Source organism: Asanoa sp. NPDC049475, from assembly GCF_040676915.1.
Taxonomy (GTDB): domain Bacteria; phylum Actinomycetota; class Actinomycetes; order Mycobacteriales; family Micromonosporaceae; genus Asanoa.
Genome location: NZ_JBFAPY010000005.1, coordinates 276,440 through 290,803, shown reverse-complemented (window position 1 = coordinate 290,803; position 14,364 = coordinate 276,440). Strand labels below are relative to the sequence as shown.

Annotated in this window: 15 protein-coding genes and 1 pseudogene; 9 read left to right on the top strand and 7 right to left on the bottom strand. The window is 69.3% G+C overall.

Annotated features, from left to right (window positions below):
* The first annotated feature begins 13 nt into the window (after positions 1-13).
* Genes AB0J88_RS21380 through AB0J88_RS21370 form a run of 3 tightly spaced genes read left to right on the top strand, consistent with a single transcriptional unit; the run spans position 14 to position 3,470 of the window.
* The gene (locus AB0J88_RS21380; protein WP_364353786.1) at positions 14-907 is read left to right on the top strand and encodes a sugar ABC transporter permease; all 894 of its coding nucleotides are present in this window, start codon (positions 14-16) and stop codon (positions 905-907) included.
* A complete protein-coding gene (locus tag AB0J88_RS21375; protein WP_364353783.1) occupies positions 904-1,728 on the top strand; it encodes a carbohydrate ABC transporter permease in 825 nt (274 codons plus the stop codon). The genes AB0J88_RS21380 and AB0J88_RS21375 overlap by 4 nt, the downstream gene beginning before the upstream one ends.
* A 32-nt stretch (positions 1,729-1,760) precedes the next feature.
* Complete coding sequence (locus tag AB0J88_RS21370) at positions 1,761-3,470, top strand: trehalase family glycosidase (RefSeq protein WP_364353780.1); 1,710 nt, start codon at positions 1,761-1,763, stop codon at positions 3,468-3,470.
* Here the strand turns inward: AB0J88_RS21370 and AB0J88_RS21365 are convergent.
* Positions 3,467-4,480 (bottom strand): LacI family DNA-binding transcriptional regulator, encoded by a 1,014-nt coding sequence (locus AB0J88_RS21365; protein ID WP_364353777.1) that lies wholly within the window; start codon positions 4,478-4,480, stop codon positions 3,467-3,469. The two genes, AB0J88_RS21370 and AB0J88_RS21365, sit on opposite strands and share 4 nt — an antisense overlap.
* Positions 4,481-4,533: 53 nt before the next feature.
* Here AB0J88_RS21365 and AB0J88_RS21360 point away from each other — a divergent pair, with 53 nt between their 5' ends.
* Both AB0J88_RS21360 and AB0J88_RS21355 read left to right on the top strand, forming a co-directional pair.
* On the top strand, positions 4,534-5,001 hold the full coding sequence (locus AB0J88_RS21360) for a DUF3592 domain-containing protein (protein WP_364353774.1): 468 nt from the start codon (positions 4,534-4,536) through the stop codon (positions 4,999-5,001).
* 75 nt (positions 5,002-5,076) lie between these two features.
* Complete coding sequence (locus AB0J88_RS21355; protein ID WP_364353771.1) at positions 5,077-5,388, top strand: hypothetical protein; 312 nt, start codon at positions 5,077-5,079, stop codon at positions 5,386-5,388.
* A 115-nt stretch (positions 5,389-5,503) separates the two neighbouring features.
* On the opposite strand, the gene AB0J88_RS21350 is transcribed toward AB0J88_RS21355, so the two are convergent.
* Complete coding sequence (locus AB0J88_RS21350; protein WP_364353768.1) at positions 5,504-6,721, bottom strand: NAD(P)/FAD-dependent oxidoreductase; 1,218 nt, start codon at positions 6,719-6,721, stop codon at positions 5,504-5,506.
* 109 nt (positions 6,722-6,830) lie between these two features.
* Complete coding sequence (locus tag AB0J88_RS21345) at positions 6,831-7,025, bottom strand: hypothetical protein (protein WP_364353765.1); 195 nt, start codon at positions 7,023-7,025, stop codon at positions 6,831-6,833.
* Between the two features lie 292 nt (positions 7,026-7,317).
* On the opposite strand from AB0J88_RS21345, the pseudogene AB0J88_RS21340 reads away from it, so the two are divergent.
* The 3 genes and pseudogenes from AB0J88_RS21340 to AB0J88_RS21330 all read left to right on the top strand — a co-directional run.
* Positions 7,318-7,752, top strand: a pseudogene (locus AB0J88_RS21340) (acyl-CoA thioesterase); the annotation flags it as partial.
* Between the two features lie 115 nt (positions 7,753-7,867).
* Positions 7,868-8,380 carry a SigE family RNA polymerase sigma factor gene (locus tag AB0J88_RS21335; protein WP_364353926.1) on the top strand — a complete coding sequence of 171 codons (513 nt, stop codon included), beginning with the start codon at positions 7,868-7,870 and terminating at the stop codon, positions 8,378-8,380.
* Positions 8,361-8,906 carry a hypothetical protein gene (locus AB0J88_RS21330; protein ID WP_364353762.1) on the top strand — a complete coding sequence of 182 codons (546 nt, stop codon included), beginning with the start codon at positions 8,361-8,363 and terminating at the stop codon, positions 8,904-8,906. The genes AB0J88_RS21335 and AB0J88_RS21330 overlap by 20 nt, the downstream gene beginning before the upstream one ends.
* A 162-nt stretch (positions 8,907-9,068) precedes the next feature.
* On the opposite strand, the gene AB0J88_RS21325 is transcribed toward AB0J88_RS21330, so the two are convergent.
* From AB0J88_RS21325 to AB0J88_RS21315, 3 genes are all read right to left on the bottom strand, one after another.
* Positions 9,069-9,296, bottom strand: a complete 228-nt coding sequence (locus AB0J88_RS21325; RefSeq protein WP_364353759.1) for a hypothetical protein — start codon at positions 9,294-9,296, stop codon at positions 9,069-9,071.
* Between the two features lie 283 nt (positions 9,297-9,579).
* Positions 9,580-10,407 (bottom strand): hypothetical protein, encoded by an 828-nt coding sequence (locus tag AB0J88_RS21320; protein WP_364353756.1) that lies wholly within the window; start codon positions 10,405-10,407, stop codon positions 9,580-9,582.
* The gene (locus tag AB0J88_RS21315) at positions 10,404-12,251 is read right to left on the bottom strand and encodes a GDSL-type esterase/lipase family protein (protein WP_364353753.1); all 1,848 of its coding nucleotides are present in this window, start codon (positions 12,249-12,251) and stop codon (positions 10,404-10,406) included. The genes AB0J88_RS21320 and AB0J88_RS21315 overlap by 4 nt, the downstream gene beginning before the upstream one ends.
* 689 nt (positions 12,252-12,940) lie before the next feature.
* On the opposite strand from AB0J88_RS21315, the gene AB0J88_RS21310 reads away from it, so the two are divergent.
* Entirely contained in the window at positions 12,941-13,144 is a 204-nt protein-coding gene (locus tag AB0J88_RS21310; protein ID WP_089298106.1) for a cold-shock protein, read from the top strand.
* 98 nt (positions 13,145-13,242) lie between these two features.
* Here the strand turns inward: AB0J88_RS21310 and AB0J88_RS21305 are convergent, their stop codons facing one another.
* A complete protein-coding gene (locus tag AB0J88_RS21305) occupies positions 13,243-14,289 on the bottom strand; it encodes a hypothetical protein (protein ID WP_364353750.1) in 1,047 nt (348 codons plus the stop codon).
* Between the last annotated feature and the right edge of the window lie 75 nt (positions 14,290-14,364).

Below are 14,364 nucleotides of genomic sequence, written 5' to 3'. Positions count from 1 at the left end.
GCCGACCGACCCGATGACTCCCCCGACACGTACCCGCCGGTGGCCGGCATGGGCGTTCCTGGCGCCCGTGACCGGCTACCTGGTGGCCTTCTACGCCTACCCGCTCTACCGCAACGTCGAGTTGAGCTTGCGCGAGTACACCGTGCGCTCGTTCGTGCAGGGTGGTGCGCCCTTCGCCGGCCTGGACAACTACCGCACCGTCCTGTCCGATCCGACGTTCTGGCCGACGCTGGCGCACACCCTGGTCTTCACCGGCGTCTCGCTCGCCTTCCAGTTCACCTTCGGCCTGGCGCTGGCGCTGTTCTTCCACCAGCACTTCCCGCTCTCGCGCTCGCTGCGGGCGTTGATCCTCGTGCCGTGGCTGCTGCCGCTGATCGTCTCGGCGTCGACCTGGTCATGGCTGCTCAACAGCGACTCGGGCCTGGTCAACGCGGCACTGGGCGTGGTCGGGATCGAACCGGTCCACTGGCTCACCTCACCGGGCTGGTCGCTGGCCTCGGTGACCATCGCGAACATCTGGATCGGCATCCCCTTCAACCTGGTGGTGCTCTACAGCGGCCTGCAGGCGATCCCGTCCGAGGTGTACGAGGCCTCCGCGCTCGACGGCGCGACGGGCTGGCAGCGGTTCTGGTCGATCACCCTGCCGTTGCTGCGGCCGGTCTCGGCGATCACGCTGCTGCTGGGACTGATCTACACGCTGAAGGTCTTCGACATCATCTGGATCATGACCAAGGGCGGGCCGACCGGCTCCTCGGCGACGCTCGCCATCTGGTCGTACCGGCTCGGCTTCGGCAGCCTGCTGCCCGAGTTCGGACCGGGCGCGGCGATCGGCAACCTGCTCATCGTGATGGCCCTGGTCGCCGGGCTCCTCTACATCCGGCTCGAGCGAAGGCAGCACCTGCGATGACCACGTCGAGGCCGCGCACCTGGTGGAAGACCGGCGTCGGGCTGGTGCTGACCGGGCTGATGCTCTTCCCCGTCTACTGGATGGTCAACGTCTCGTTCACCCGGGACCGGGACCTGCGGGCCACCCCGCCGCACCTGTTCCCGACCGACGGCACGTTCGACGGCTACCGGGCGGTGATCGACCAGCAACTGCCGTACCTGGGCACCAGCTTCGTGGTCGGTCTCGGGACGGTGGCGCTGACCGTGGCGCTGGCCGCCCCCGCCGGATACGCGCTGGCGAAACTGCGGCCACCGGGCGGACGGGCGCTGAGCTTCGTGCTGCTGATCGCCCAGATGATCCCGGGAATCATCATGGCGATGGGCTTCTACGCCAGTTACCTCAACCTGGGCATCCTCAACACGCTACCGGGCCTGATCCTGGCCGACTCGACCCTCGCGGTGCCGTTCGCCGTCCTGATCTTCACGGCCTTCATGTACGGAATCCCGGACGAGCTGCTCCAGGCCGCCGTGGTCGACGGTGCCGGCCGACTCCGTACCTTCTGGTCGGTCGTGCTGCCGGTCAGCCGCAACTCGGTCGTCACCGTGTCGCTGTTCGCGTTCCTGTGGTCGTGGTCGGACTTCATCTTCGCCTCGACCCTGGTCGGCGGCGGCGACCACCAGCCCATCACCCTGGGCATCTACCACTACATCGGCAACAACAACCAGCAGTGGAACGCCATCATGGCCACCGCTGTCGTCGCCTCCGTCCCCGCCGCCGTCCTGCTGATCCTCGCCCAGCGCTACGTCTCGATGGGCGTGACCGCCGGCGCCGTCAAGGACTGACCAACCGCACCACAGAGAGGCAACCGCCACCCATGACCGTCGCCCCGTCCGGTCCGCAGTTCTCCATCCAGGACATCCCGTTCAGCTACCGCGGCTCGTGGCTCGACATCTCCCCGGTCGTGGGCGAGAAGGTGTACGCCGAGGACCTGCACCTGGTCTCCCACCAGAGCGGGCTGCACCCCGTGCTGCGGCTGTCGCCCACGGACGCCAACGCGACGGTCATCGCCACGCCGTCCCTGCTGACCTGGCGCGCCGGTCCCGGCCGGATCGACGCCGTCTTCGACGGCCCCGAGACCGTGCGGATCCGGGGACGGCGGCTCGGTCTGCGGATCGCGGCGGCCGAACCCGCCCTGACCCCGTTCAGCGGCATCTACCTCTACCACGACCCGGTCGACGAGTCGCACGTGTTCACCTCGTACGAGACCGGGCGCCGCTACCGGGTCACGGTGCTGGCCGGTGCGCTCCGAGGCACCGAGGGCGTGGAGGCGCTGGGGACCGCGGAGCGCCACCTGGACCTGTCGGGTGAGCAGCCATGGGAGATCGCCGTCGAGGAGTACGCCACCGCCCGCCGGCCGTACCACCCGACCGCCGCCTTCGACCGGCTGTGCCTGGACCGGAGCACCGAGTTCACCGCGTTCGTCGACGCGGTCGCGCCGTGGCGCGGCGCGGACACCCCGGCCGCCGAGCTCGCCGCCTACGTGCTGTGGTCGGCGACGGTGCGCCCGGCGGGCTTCGTCACCCGGCCGGCCGTGCTGATGTCCAAGCACTGGATGGACAAGGTGTGGAGCTGGGACCACTGCTTCAACGCGATCGCCCTGGCGGCCGGCGAGCCGGAGCTCGCCTGGCACCAGTTCCACCTGCCCTTCGACCACCAGGACGAGGCCGGCGCCCTGCCCGACTCGATCACCCACTCCGAGGTCCTGCACAACTACGTCAAACCCCCGATCCACGGCTGGGCCCTGCGACACCTGCGCCGGCGCCTGCCCGAGCAGCCGCAGCGGGCGGCGTTGGCCGAGACGTACGACCGGCTGGCCCGGTGGGCCCGGTTCTGGCTCGACGCGCGCCGCTCCCCCGGCCAGGACCTGCCCCACTACCAGCACGGCAACGACAGCGGCTGGGACAACGCGACCACCTTCGACGACGACCGCGTCCTGCAGACGGCCGATCTCGCCGCGTTCCTCGTCTCGCAGTTGCGCTGCCTGGCCGACCTCGCCACCGAGCTCGGCGAGCCCGCCGACGCCTGGGCCGGCGAGGCCGACCGGATCCACTCCGCCATGCTGCGGGACCTCTGGGACGGCGCGCGGTTCACCTCCCGCGCGCCCCGGACGGGGCGACGGCGGGCCAGCCGCAGCCTGCTCGACCTGATGCCCGTCGCACTCGGCGCCGACCTGCCGGCCCCGGTCCACACCGCGCTGGCGCAAGGCGTGCGGACCCACCTGACCACGCACGGGCTGGCCACCGAGCCGACCGACTCGGCCCACTACCTCGCCGACGGCTACTGGCGTGGACCGATCTGGGCACCGTCGACGGTGCTGGTCGAGGACGGCTTGCGGCGGGCCGGGCACACGGGGATCGCGGACGACATCGCGGCGCGGTTCCTGGCGCTGTGTGAGAAGTCGGGCTTCGCGGAGAACTTCGACGCCGAAACCGGTGCCGGGCTGCGCGACCGTGCGTACACGTGGACCGCGAGCAGCTATCTGATCCTCGCCGCCGCCCAGGAGGAGCGGCGAGCTGCCGGCTAGCGGGTCGGCACCGGGCCGGTGCTGGAGCGCAGCGAGATGGGCGGGCTGTGCAGGTGGTGCCGCGGCACGCCGCCGGGCGAGGCGATGCTCTCCAACAGCAGGGCCACGGCCTCGGCGCCCATGTCCCGCGTCGGCACGTCCGCGGCGGTCAACGGGGGCCGGAAGTCCTCTGCCCAATGCTGGGCCGCGACCCCGGTCACGGAGAAGTCGGCCGGGACGGACAGGCCGGCGCCGGTCAGCGCGCGCTGGATTCCCGGCAGCGCGGCCTCGTTGATGGTGGCCAGCGCGGTGACCTCCGGGTGGGTGGCGAGCAACTGCTCCACGCACGCCTCGCCGGAGGCGGCGTCGTCGCCGCAGCAGACGTCGACGCCGGTCAGGCCGCGCTCCACCACCGCCGCCCGGAACCCGGCCAGCGCGCGATGGCTGGGGCCGTAGCCCGTGGCCACCAACTCGGCGGATCGGTTGACCAGAGCCACGTGCCGGTGCCCGAGATCGGCCAGGTGGTGCACGCACCGGGCGATCAGACCGGCGTAGTCGATGTCGATCCAGCTCATGCCGTGCGGTTCGGCGGTGCGCCCGATCGTCACGAACGGCAGCCCCGCCTTGGCCAGCCGGGTCACCCGGTCGTCGGCGAGGCGGATCTCCATCAGGACCACGCCGTCGACCCGGCGCCCGGTCACGATCCGCTCGAACGAGCGGTCGTGGTCGCCACCGGACGGCGACAGCAGCACGTCGAGGTCGTGAAGGGCGGCGGCTTCGATGACGCTGGCGACGAAGCCGAGCTGCATGTCGGTCAGCCGCTGGCTGGCCGGCGGGATCACCAGGCCGAGGGTGCGGGTCCGCCCTTCCTTCAGCGCCCGGGCGCTGGCGTTTGGCCGGTAGTCCAGCTCGTCGATGACCGCCTGGACCCGCTGCCGGGTCGCCTCGGAAACGGTGCGCTTGCCGCTGAGCACATAGGAGACGGTGCTGCGGGACACTCCCGCACGGCGGGCGATCTCCCCGATGTTCATCAGCCACCCCCCCCGACGAGCATAACCGTGCCGCAGCGGGGGAACTGTGCGGCATGGCACTGACAGCGAAACGACGGCGTCTGCCGCCCTTGGGGTTGTTCATCGGGTTGGGGGCGGTGGTCGTGCTTGCCTTCGCCGTCGCGACATTCGGTGTGTGGCGCAATGACGTCGCGTTGAACGAGCGCGGAGTGGAGACCTCGGCGCGGGTTGTGGCGGTGAGCGACGGGAAGAACAAGAGGGTACGCGTGGAGTTCGGCGCCGCGGACGGACGGCGCGTCGAGGCGCTGATCGGTCAGGGTGACGTGACGTCCGATCCCCGACCGCGGGTGGGCGACACCGTCCCGATCGTCTACGACCCGCAGGAACCGACCGCTGACGTGCGGGACTCACGCGTCGCGCCGAACCATCGAAGCGCGTACATGCTACTCGGGACGACGATCTTCGGTGTCGTCGGTGTGCCGCTGGCGTCCTGGCATCTGGCCCGGGAGCACCGCAGGCGCCGCGCGGGCCAAACGGGCTGAAGACGCCCGCTCGGACGCCGCGGTGGCGATCGTCACGGTGATGAAACCTGGCCGTCGATTCTCGTCGTCCAGGGCATGGCAACGGACACTGATTTCCAGCAACTGTCGGAAGAGGTCGACGGCCCCGTCCTCCGCCCCACGGACCCCGGGGGGATCTACCCGGTACACGCCGCGACCGCCGTCATTGGTGTTGATCTCGCGGGGGCGACGTCGCGCCCGTGTCCAGACTCGCCCCGTGCCCGCCATGAGTGCTTGCCGCAGCCAGGCGACGCAGTGCTGCTCTGGTCGACGAACGTCGAGACGTTGCTGGTCCTCAGGCATCCCGATTGCCTGTTCATCAATTCGCGGGGCTCGGTGCTCACCCGTGACGAGTACCTCGACACGTAGGTGCGGTTCCGCAGCACGTCGACCTGGATCTCGACCGAGCTCGCGTGGGGATACCTGGCCACTCACACCTCGAACGTCGAACGACCGCGGGGAGCTCGCGAGCGTGATAGTCCACCTAGGACGGACGGGGACCGGCACCGACGAGCCGGGCCACGTTGTCCGGTGCGAAGAACTCGGCCGGTGACTCGACACCGGCGTTGAGGCGGGCGAACTCGTCGTTGGCGTCCTGGTCGCCCTCGATGGCGGCCAGCACCGTCCGCATGTCGGGCGGTGGGGGCTCGAGCGTGGCCATGTCACACGTGTACTCGTACATCGGCAGCGATTTCTCGTCCCGGTCCCGCTGGTACGCGGCCATGGCCCGCGCGTACGGGGTGTTGCCGGTCAGCGCGGCATCGAGCGCCGCCACGCATCGGGTCGCGTCGCGGAACGCGTCCTGGATCCCTTGCCCGGTGACGGGATCCTTGACGTAGCCGGCGTCGCCGACCAGCGCCCAACCTGATCCCCAGGGCCGGCGGAACGTGTTGGGCGTGGCCATGCCGGCGAACCGTTCCTCGCGAGTGCCGGCAGCGACCCGCTCGGCGAGCGACGGAACCAGGGCCAGGGTCCGGTGAAAGTTGGCCTCGACGGCCACCTTGTTCGCGTTGAACTCGGCGTACGGCCAGCCCGTGATGACCACGGTGAGACCGTCGTTGGTCGGCCACGCCGCGATGCCACGCTCGGGCCGGAGGAAGATCTCGAACGGGCCGGATCCCGGCAGCCCGCTCCAGTAGCTGTAGTACATGGCAAGGAGTCGAGGCCTCGTGTGGTACTCCTCGGCCGCGACGGCTTCTGCCACCGTCGACCGCCAGCCGTCCGCGCCGACGACCACGCTCGCCCGCTCGGTCACCGTCCGCCCGTCGCGGTCATGCCCGCGGACCCCGGTCACCCGCTGCCCGTCGCCGACGATCTCGGTGACCGTGAACCCTTCGCGTACCTCGGCGCCGGCGGCCGCGGCGCCGTCGACCAGGAGCTTGTCGAGAACGGTGCGGCGGGGCGCGTACGCGACGGGCGAGGCGTCGGTGCCCGGCGCGCCGGAGATGGTGAACGGCCCGAGATCGAACGTGTACGTGTTGATGGCCGGACAACCGGAGGCCACGAGCTGGTCGAGGAGTCCCCACTGGCGCAGGGCGTCCACGCCCGGCGGGTGGACGATGTGTGTGGAGACGGTGTCGCAGGGAAAGGTCGCCCGGTCGACGACCAGGACGTCATAGCCCAGTCGTGCCAGGAGCATGGCTGTCGGCGATCCCGCGCACCGAGCGCCGACCACGATGACGTCGTACGGTTTCGGGGCCATGTCGCCCCCCTCGCTCGCGTTCCGCTCACTTCCAACCTAGCCCGCCGGCCATCGAGGTTGGTGCGCACGCGTCCGGTGGTGAGCGAGGTGCCCGCGTGGTTCGTGCGAATCAGGTGCCCGCGGCGGGCGCTTGGTCGAGTGCGGTTCGGACCCACACCGCGTTGATGACCCACCTGAAGTCCGACTTGCTGTTGATCTCCATGTCGTTCGTGATCGAGCCGTCGCTGCCACGCGTACCGGCCCGGTCGCGATCCAGAATCTTCCTCCGATCGACGAGTACCCGGAGGTGCTGCGGGGCTCGCATGTCGTGCACGTCCGATACGCCTACCTCGGCCCGTCCGCTACGGGCCGCGCCCTGCTGGAACCGATGCGACGCGTCGGCACCCCGCTCCTGGACACCATCGCCGCGCAGCCCTACCGGGAGGCCGCGACGCTGCACAACGATCCGGTGGGCCCGATCCCCTACCAGGACCGCAGCCTCGGGCTGGCCGCGCTGCCCGACGAGGCCTTCGAGACCTTGGTCCGGCTGACCGGGCCGCTACCACTCGCTGCGCCGGAAGCTGCACGACGAGCTGGGCGTCGACCCCGGCGCCGAGGTGCAAGCGGCCTACCACTCGATCCTGGAGCGGCCCAGCACGCAGCACCGTCGCGGGGTCGACCCGCCCAGGCCGTCCTCCCACTACGACGGCGTGACACACACAACGCGCATCACCGTCGGCAGCGACGACATCGGCGCCAACGGGAGTGTCCGAAGCCCGCGGTACCTCGACTATTCGATCCGGGCGAGGTGGGCCGCCCTCACGGACGCCGGCCTGTCGATCAAGAAGTTGGCGGCCGCGGGCCTCGGACCGGTGGAACTGGACGTATCCATCAAGTACCTGCACGAGCTGGTCCTCGGCGACGAGATCGACGTCATCACCCGCTTCGAGTACCCGGCCCCGAAGCTCGTCCGGCTGGTCCAGTCGATGATCCGGCGCTCCGACGGCGCCCTGGCGGCCGTGGTCACGAGCGTGACCGGCCTGATGGACATCGCGGCGCGACCTCGCCGTCGTCGACCTGACCTAATGCTCGGAAGACCCGAAGGTGTAACCGGGACGCTCGCCGCGGTGTGTATCTCTGTGACGGCGCTACGAGATGAGGATGCCGGTGGACGGGAGCGACGACTTCGACGCGTTCTACCTGACGACCGCCCCGCGGGTGGTGCACCAGGTGTACGCGGTCTGCGGCGATCTCGGCGAGGCACAGGATGCCGTGCAGGAGGCGTACGCGCGGGCGTGGGCACGATGGCCGCGGCTGTCCGGCTACGACGATCCAGAGGCATGGGTACGGACCGTGGCATGGCGGTTGGCAGCCAACCGCTGGCGCAGCGCCCGGAGGTGGCTGTCCGCCCGAGCCCGGCTCGGCGCACCGCCACCGGCGGCCGAGCCCTCGCCCGACCGGGTGGCGATCGTGGTGGCGTTACGGCGCCTTCCTGACGCACAGCGGCGGATCGTGGTCCTGCACTATTTCGCCGATCTTCCGGTGGCCGAGATCGTCGCGGCCACCGGCATACCCGCCGGCACGGTGAAGGTCTATCTGGCGCGGGCACGGACGGCGCTCGCCACCCTGCTCGGCTCCGACGACGAACGGGAGGAAACCGATGTCAACACGCATCCGTAAAGCGCTCGCCGATCTCGAGCACGACACCTCGTCGTTGCGGCTGGCCCCGCCGGCGCGGGTCCGGGCCCGGGGCGAGGCATGGCGTCGGCATCGGGTCACCGGTGGTGTCGCCGCGGCTGTCGCCGGGACGATCACGGCCACGATTGTCGGGGTCACGACGGTCGGTGGTGGGAGTACGACCTCGCCCCCGCCGGTCGGGACGAGACCGACGGTCACCTCACCGGCGGTCGCGGCGGAGACGGACTGCGGCAGGCATGCACTGCGGCTGTTCGAGAAACTGCCGGACTCCGCGATCGCCTGCTTCCTCGACGCGGTCATGGCCAAACGACCCGCCCGCCTGGCGGAGACCCGCCCCACCCCCGAGGGCGCCCCGATCCACATGCTCTATGTGACGGACACGACCGGCGCCGTCCGAGTGACGACCGATTCCCGCCAGGACAACCTCGGCAATCAAGCCGTGACGCATAAGACGTGCGCCAGGACGGTCGTTAACCACGGATACATCGAGTTCTCTCAATGCTCCTGACCCTTGTCGTCCGCCGGGCGCGGCCTCTCCTGTCACCGGCCTCCGGGGCGGGCTGGGTCGGGCCGAGGCGATGAGCCGGCTGCACCCACCGCCGCTCGAGCTCGTTCCCGGCCGGGCCACGGACGTTCGTGTCCGCGCCGCGGGCAGCCGCCGTGACCAGGCTCAATTCATCGAAGGGCTGTCGGCGAGAATGCCGACGCGTAGTCGCACCTGGTCGTCCCGCCACTCCAGCCGGGAGCCCGGCGGCGGCATCTCCACTCCCGCGATGCCCGCAGGGGACGCGAACTCATCACGGAGCTGATCGATCAGCCGCTCGGCCCGCTGCCGTACCAATGGGGACTTGTCGGGGCCATCGAGGCTCAATCCTGCGGCGTGGGCTGCGGTACCCACGCGTAGACATCCCAGCACAATGACATCGACCAAGATTAGCCGGAACCCGCGGACACACCATGACGTGGCCATCCCGAATGCGTCGTCGGTTGCGCGGTCATCGCCAGCGAGGTTCGGCTCAGACCGTGCCCTTCGGAGCGACGTTGCCCTGACATTGGTCGTCGCAGGCCGCCTTGGGCCGACGAGGGTGTCGTGTCGACGGCACCGGGCTGATCTACGAATACGCCGCGGACCTCGCCGGGCGCCCGGAGGGAGACCATCCGGACGCCCGCGCGATTCGAGGTCAGCGTTCCGCGTTGGCCTGAGCCGCCTGGCGCTTCAGGTCGGCACCGAGGGTCGCCGCCCGGCAGTCGATCTTCTTGTGTTTCATGGTGACGGTGCAGCGGTCGCCGGTCACCGCCACGCGTGGCGCGTCCAGGACCGGCTCGTTGCCGACTACGTTGCCCCTGCTGGTCGAGGTGCTGATCGCGATGCCAGCCCCGTCGGGGCTCTTCGCCACGAAGGTCGGCCGGTTGAGGATGACCGACCCGCCATGGTCGGGTGCGGTGCGGTCGCCGCGTAGCTGCACCGAGACGCCCAGCGGGTAGGTGAACGTGCCCAAGTTGACGGTGAGGTTGTCCTTCGGGTCGGTCAGCTCGACCAGCAAGCCGGCATCCGCGGATCCGGTGAACCGCGAGTTGTTGACGGTGATGACGTTGTCACCTGCGCTGACGCCCGCGTCGCCGATGTTGAGGGTCTTCGACGTGACGCGGACATTGCTCAGCACGACGTTCGCACCACGCGGGAGCTGCAGCGCGCACGGCACGTTGATGGTCACCGTGGTGTTGGCGTCGACCAGGCCGCGTTCCAGGATGACCGCGCCGGCGCGCGACTCCGTGGCCGTGGCCGAGCAGGCCGCGGTGAGAGTCGCCAGACCCACCGGTTTCCGGAAGGTCGCGATGCCATTGGCGATCGATGGGCCCGGATCGTGGGGTGTCGATCGTCCATGGCCGGCGGCGACGAACACGGGCGGTTCGTCGATCGAGGGCCTGGAGGGCGCCGCGCGGTAGACGCCGAAACCGGTCGCGGCCAGCACGGCCACCCCCGCCGCGATTGTCAGCTTCCATCTCATGGCTTCACCGCCGTCGTCACCTGGTTGGCCTGCGTCTGCGTGCCCTTGCCGTTGGGGTGCGGGTCGAACCGCTTGTGGATCTCTTTCTCCGAGTCGCCCGTGTTGACCGGCGGCCAGCCAAGGTTGAACTTGACCGCGGACGCCGCCCCCGCCGCGTCGCAGTCGCTGCCGAACACATAGCTGTCCCGGGCACCGGCGCCATGGCCGGAGAACGCCTGGCTTAGCGGCGCGAGCGTGAACTCATGCTTCTCGGCCTCCTGCCTTAGCACCCGGTTGAGGTTGGCGATGATGATCTCCGCCATCGCCCAGAGGACCGAACAGTCTCGGGACGCCAGGTTGAACGGACCAGCCTCCTTGCGGATGTGGTACGGGTTGTAATAGAGGAGGATGACGACCTCGGCGCCGTTGCTCCGCGCCTTGTCCAGGCGGTTCATCATCTTGACCACGTCGGGTCGCATCGCTTCGGCCCGGGTCTTCGCCGCCTCGTTGCAGGTGCTGCGTAGGAGGGTGGTGAACTGGCGCGCCAGGCACTCGCGGAGCCAGAACGGGACGTCGGAGAACCGGATGTCGTTGGCGCCCAGCGACACGGTGACGAGCTGACGTGCCTCTTCCGCCTCAAGGAGCTGTGGCCGCCACGGGCCCTTGGCATTACGACCGTTGTCGGCGTCCCGGACCGCCTCGCGGATCGTGTAGCCCCAGATGCCCACCCGATTCGCGTCGTCAAAGCCGCCGGCGATCCGGTCCGGGTAGGGCGTGGCCGGAGGCGTGCCGACGCAGCCGAACGCGGACTCCTCGCGGTCCTCCCTGCAAGTAGGGATGGAGAACCCCGTGGTGGTGGAATCGCCGATGGCGACGTAGTCGGGCCCGGCACCAGTAGTGATGCCGGTGACTGGTGGGTTCATGGTGAAGACGGCCAGCAGGATGTTGTCGTCGAGCGAGGGGTTCGCGGTCCGCACGGTGACGCGGCGGTCGCTGTCGTCGACGAAGGGCAGCAGGTCGTAGAGCTCGTCGTCGGATCGCGGCTCGGAGGGGCCCGTCTGGGCATCCGCCGGATTGGCGGCCGCGTCGCCCTCGCCGCCCACGGTGATCAACGCACCGTCATGGTCGGCGCCGTCATCCTCGCCGCCGGCGGCGCTGGTCAGCCGTTGACCGTTGACGTCGACGGTGCTGAACTGCTGTGTGCCGGCGGACTGGTAAGAGAAGGAGATGCCGAGTGACATCTCGAGCCGCGTGTTGCGGTCGCCGCGGTTGATCGGCGTGGCCAGCTCCACCTGGTACTCGTCGCCGGTCGGGCTCAACGCTCCGTAGAGCAGCGACACGGTCAGGTCGACCGTGACCGCCGGGTCGTCGAAGACGACAACGAAGATCTCGCCATCCACCGCGTCCGGCTGTGGCTCGACGACGGAGAAGGTGACTGGTCCGGCCGCTGCGGAATCCAATTTGGACTTGAGAAGCCCGGTCACGTCCGCGAGGTAGTTAAAGGATGAGATTCCGGTCGCGACCTCGTTGTCGAGCGCGATCGGCTCTCCGTCTACCGTCACCGGTTCGACCAGGCGCGTCCCGCGGAACCCGGTTGTCGCTACCGCCGCGTACGCGCGCCGGACGGTCGCGCCCGCCGGCTTGCGCAGGGTCAGCGTGCCGCCTGCCGCCGTGTCGCTCGCCACCGCGGCGACTGAGCGTGAGATCCGGCCGCGTTCGTTGACCTTGAGCTGCAGCCCGTTTGACGCGGCCGCCCGGGCCGCCGCGGCGGCCGGACGCGTGCCGGTGCCGGGCGTGGGCTCGGCGGCCGCCGGTGTCGCGACGAGGGCGCCGACCACACAGATACCGACGAGGCCGGCTGACAAGAGTTTTCCACGCCTGAGTCTGGTTGCGGGCATTCGCCGTCCTCTGATTGGTTGCCACCTGCCAAGCGACCAAGCTAGGCGCAAGTGTCGGCAGCATCGCTGTCCACAACAGAGGTTCAGCCTGCGGAGTCGCAAGGCGGCACGTTCGGCCTAACCCGATCGACGGATGACGCCCCATGCACACTTGTCGTTGCCCCGGGTCGGTGCCTTCGCGACCGAGGGCAAAGGCAAGCGAGGCCCACCTCAGCGAACGCGACCGGGAGCCCGGCGCCGTGAGAACTCACGCGCCGCCACGCCCAGCGGTCTTCCATGCGGCGATCGCGTTTCCCCGGTCCATGTCGGACACCGGATGACGCGGGGCTTCGCTGCAGACGTACCGCACGGACCCAAGCCAAAGCCACGCCGTACGCCAGGATTCGGTCGGCGGTAAGCCGTCGTGCACGCGGGCAGGGTGCCGGCCGCGGGGGTACAAACGGGTGGCCTGGTCCACTCGCTGGCGCAGGACGGCGGCGGATGTGCTATGTTCGTCCCGTTGCAGTTTTGATTTCCGTAGACGTTTCCGGCGCCTGATGGGTATTTGAAACCATCAAGGCGCTTTTCGTTTTTCGTGTCGTTTCGACGCAGGTGATCAACGCGGCGGCGTAGGGGTCCGCGCAGTGCGGTCTCCAACAGCCTGCGAAGGAGCAGACATGACTACAGGCACCGTGAAGTGGTTCAACGCCGACAAGGGCTTCGGCTTCATCAGCCCCGACGACGGCGGCGCCGACGTCTTCGCCCACTTCTCCGCGATCTCGACGAGCGGCTTCCGCAGTCTCGACGAGAACCAGAAGGTGGAGTTCGACATCACCCAGGGCCAGAAGGGCCCGCAGGCGGAGAACATCCGTCCGCTCTGATCCACGCTCTGCCAACGGCGGCCCGACTGGTTCAGTCGAGCCGCCGTTCGGCGTTCTGTCGACGTCGCGGCGATCGGCGACGTCGGGAACCCCGGTCGTCACTGTGCGGTTCGGACCCACACCGCGTTGATGACCCACCTGAAGTCCGACTTGCTGTTGATCTCCATGTCGTTCGTGATCGAGCCGTCGCTGCCACGCGTACCGGCCCGGATGTGCACGGTCTGGCCCTGCTGAACGGGGCCGTTGCTGAACAGCCGCGCCGTGAAGTTGCCGCCCTGGGCCAGGAACTCGCGGGAGATGACCCCGCTCGAGTCGGTTTGCCAGTTGAACCGTGACATCAACGCGAACGACGGCGCCGTGACGTTCGGATGCAGGACGTGGGCCATCAGGAAGTTCTCGTGCGTCGTGGACGAATCCGAAACACCGAACTCGTCGAGTACGCGCAGATCGTGCCGGCCGAGGCCGCACCGCGCCTCGATGAAGATCTCCAGCACACCCGTCGCCGACGCCCGGTAGTTGAAGCCGATCTGATCGTCCGCGACCGCCCAGCCGTTGTCGAAGTCGTCCGCGTCGTTGTTGTCCAGCATGATCTGGTGACTCACCAGGCCGGTGAACCGGTCGATGGCTTGCGTCCGCGAGACCCGGAACCCACCGAGGTTGTGCGGATCGAAGCCGCTCTGGGTGGCCGCGAACGGCGGACGGTGGGCTGTCCACACGAGCGGCGAATCGGGGGCGTGCTGCTCCGTGGTCGTCGGTCCCTGCGCGTCGTGCAGCCATGCCGCGTGCCCGTCACCGGCCTCGGTGCGGGGCGCCACCTCCTGCGCCGCTGCCTTGGTCTCGGCGATGATCCGCCGCAGCTGCGTCTCGTCGACGTTGAGACTGTCGAAGTAGGCCTGGACGTTCTTGCGACGCTGCTGGTCGAGTGCCTCGTAATCAGCGTTGACCCCGTTGGGAGGCTGAAGAAGATCGCGGAACCTGGTCCGCTCGCCGCGCATCCGCCGCCGCAGCGACAGCCAGTTCTCCTCGCCGAGCAGTTCGCTGATCCGACGGTTCCCGCGCTCGACGATCTCCGTCACCTTGTCGCCGCGAGCCTCGGCGGTGGTGCGCTGCCGACGGTCGTAGTCCTCGGCGACCTCCGCCGCCATGCGACGATCCGCTTCTGGAATGTCAGGATCGAACGGCATGTAGTAATGGCTGAGATATTGCCCCGTTGACATGAA

What these genes read in the sequence shown, in the direction of transcription:
- AB0J88_RS21330 (WP_364353762.1), top strand. Translation starts at nt 8,361, where the DNA reads ATGTCAACACGCATCCGTAAAGCGCTCGCCGATCTCGAGCACGACACC.
- AB0J88_RS21380 (WP_364353786.1), top strand. Translation starts at nt 14, where the DNA reads ATGACTCCCCCGACACGTACCCGCCGGTGGCCGGCATGGGCGTTCCTG.
- AB0J88_RS21320 (WP_364353756.1), bottom strand. Translation starts at nt 10,407, where the DNA reads ATGAGATGGAAGCTGACAATCGCGGCGGGGGTGGCCGTGCTGGCCGCG.
- AB0J88_RS21305 (WP_364353750.1), bottom strand. Translation starts at nt 14,289, where the DNA reads ATGGCGGCGGAGGTCGCCGAGGACTACGACCGTCGGCAGCGCACCACC.
- AB0J88_RS21350 (WP_364353768.1), bottom strand. Translation starts at nt 6,721, where the DNA reads ATGGCCCCGAAACCGTACGACGTCATCGTGGTCGGCGCTCGGTGCGCG.
- AB0J88_RS21360 (WP_364353774.1), top strand. Translation starts at nt 4,534, where the DNA reads ATGGCACTGACAGCGAAACGACGGCGTCTGCCGCCCTTGGGGTTGTTC.
- AB0J88_RS21370 (WP_364353780.1), top strand. Translation starts at nt 1,761, where the DNA reads ATGACCGTCGCCCCGTCCGGTCCGCAGTTCTCCATCCAGGACATCCCG.
- AB0J88_RS21365 (WP_364353777.1), bottom strand. Translation starts at nt 4,480, where the DNA reads ATGAACATCGGGGAGATCGCCCGCCGTGCGGGAGTGTCCCGCAGCACC.
- AB0J88_RS21355 (WP_364353771.1), top strand. Translation starts at nt 5,077, where the DNA reads ATGGCAACGGACACTGATTTCCAGCAACTGTCGGAAGAGGTCGACGGC.
- AB0J88_RS21310 (WP_089298106.1), top strand. Translation starts at nt 12,941, where the DNA reads ATGACTACAGGCACCGTGAAGTGGTTCAACGCCGACAAGGGCTTCGGC.
- AB0J88_RS21375 (WP_364353783.1), top strand. Translation starts at nt 904, where the DNA reads ATGACCACGTCGAGGCCGCGCACCTGGTGGAAGACCGGCGTCGGGCTG.
- AB0J88_RS21345 (WP_364353765.1), bottom strand. Translation starts at nt 7,025, where the DNA reads ATGCGAGCCCCGCAGCACCTCCGGGTACTCGTCGATCGGAGGAAGATT.